The organism is Pseudoalteromonas sp. Z1A6 (assembly GCF_011378745.1).
GTDB classification, from domain to species: Bacteria; Pseudomonadota; Gammaproteobacteria; order Enterobacterales; family Alteromonadaceae; genus Pseudoalteromonas; species Pseudoalteromonas arctica.
The window spans coordinates 1-2,087 of the sequence record NZ_WTKW01000513.1 but is presented as its reverse complement, the minus strand read 5'-3'; the positions used below and the strand labels follow the sequence as shown (position 1 = coordinate 2,087).

Annotated in this window: 1 protein-coding gene; it reads left to right on the top strand. The window is 39.9% G+C overall.

Annotated features, from left to right (window positions below):
- Window positions 1–205 precede the first annotated feature (205 nt).
- Window positions 206–2,053 carry a sodium:proton antiporter gene (locus GQR46_RS19045; protein ID WP_007586413.1) on the top strand — a complete coding sequence of 616 codons (1,848 nt, stop codon included), beginning with the start codon at window positions 206–208 and terminating at the stop codon, window positions 2,051–2,053.
- Window positions 2,054–2,087: the final 34 nt, after the last annotated feature.

Sequence of the window (2,087 nt, the reverse complement as noted above, 5' to 3'; positions counted from 1 at the left end):
TTATTAAAATTCAATAAATTAAACAATTAATACACTTTAAAATAAGGTGGCTAAGTTCTCGCTAAATAATTTAAGCCTACTAATCTTTTATAAGCAGCTAAAATTGATTAGTAATATTTCAGTTTCCGGTGTATACCCCTGTATTAATAATTAACAAAAGTTATACTTTCTAAACATATCGTCATAAATAAGGAATTCTTAATCTATGTCAGCAATTTACATAGCCGGTATCGCACTTTGCTCTGTGCTTGCCCAATGGGTCGCGTGGGCTTTTAGAGTACCCGCTATTCTTTTTTTATTGCTTACTGGTCTTTTACTTGGACCATTTAGTGGTGTTTTAGACCCTGATGCACTTTTAGGTGATTTACTGTTTCCAGTAGTATCACTAAGCGTTGCCATCATTTTATTTGAAGGTTCCTTAACTCTGCATTTCAGAGAATTAAAAGGGATAGGAAAAGTTGTAAGGAATCTCTGCTCAATCGGTATGCTTACTACCTGCATTATTATTAGCTTAAGCGCCTACTGGTTGCTTGAGCTCAATTGGCGTGTTGCTGCGGTACTAGGCGCAGTACTCGTTGTTACTGGCCCTACCGTTATAGCACCGCTATTAAACTCAATGCGTCCAACACAAGACATAGACCGCATACTTCGCTGGGAAGGTATTGTAATAGACCCAATTGGCGCATTATTTGCTGTATTGGTATTTGAAGCTGTAATGCTTGTAGGCCAAGGCGAAGTATTTAGTCATACTATTATTGCTTTAGTTAAAACCCTGGGTGTTGGTTTAAGTATTGGTGTTGCTGCAGGTTGGCTAACAACCCTATTAATGCGTCGCGAGTGGCTGCCATTTGAATTACATAAGTTTGGAATTTTAGCACTAGTCCTTATTAGTTTTTCTGTATCAAACTATTTAAGCCATGAATCAGGCTTATTAGCAGTAACTGTATTTGGTATTTGGCTTGCGAACCAAGACGATTTAGAAATAGATTCTGTACTTGAGTTTAAAGAAGACTTGTCGATGATATTAATATCAACGCTGTTTATTTTACTTGCAGCACGTTTACAGCTTTCTGATTTGATGATGCTCGACAGCGATGTATTTATATTTTTAGCTATTGTGCTTTTTGTTGCACGCCCACTGTGTATTGCTATTTCGACCTTTGGTACTGACTTACCAATGAAGTCTCGCTTGGTACTTGCCTGGATTGCTCCACGCGGTATAGTTGCCGCAGCCGTTGGGTCGGTATTTGCACTAAGTATGATGGAAGCTGGCGTTGCTGATGCTGAAAAGATGGTGCCACTTATATTTACGGTGATCATCATTACGGTTGTGCTGCAAAGCTTAACAGCCATCCCTGTTGCCAAGCTATTAGGTGTACGCCAACCATCGCCAAACACAATATTAATTATTGGTGCAAACCATGTATCGCGTGCAATTGGACGTGGCTTACAAGAGCAGAATATTCCGGTTCACCTTTCAGATCCTGCATGGGAAAACTGCAGAATGGCACGTATGGATGGCTTAGCTTGTTATTATGGTAACCCGCAATCAGAGCATGCTGAACGCTACTTACCTCTAACAACTATTCGCAGTGTCTTAGCGCTATCGCCAAACCGTCATCATAATGCGCTAGGCGTTCAATACTTTTCGCATTTACTTAATGAAAAAAATGTATTTTCGCTTCGCTCATCAACGTCGCATGCTAAAGCAAATAAAGACAGTGCAACGTTTTTATCTAGACAAATATTGTTTGGCGACGAAGGCTCATACGCACGTTTGAGCAGTATCATAGCTAAAGGCGGTAAGGTTAGTTCAACACGTATCTCGGATGAGTTTAGCTGGGAGCAATACCTAGAAATGAACCCTGAGGCTATCCCTTTGTTTATTCTTAAAGGTGATAAAGACAGCGACGACGATACGCCAATTAAGCTAAGACCGTTTACAATCAACATGGAAAAACCGCCGCAAGAAGGCGAGCGTGTTGTTGCATTACAGCCGCCTAAAATGTCAGTCTTAAAAGACCCGCAAACAAAGGCTAAAGAAGAAAGTTAAACACTTTTATTACCTGTAAAAACTGAAAAACCCT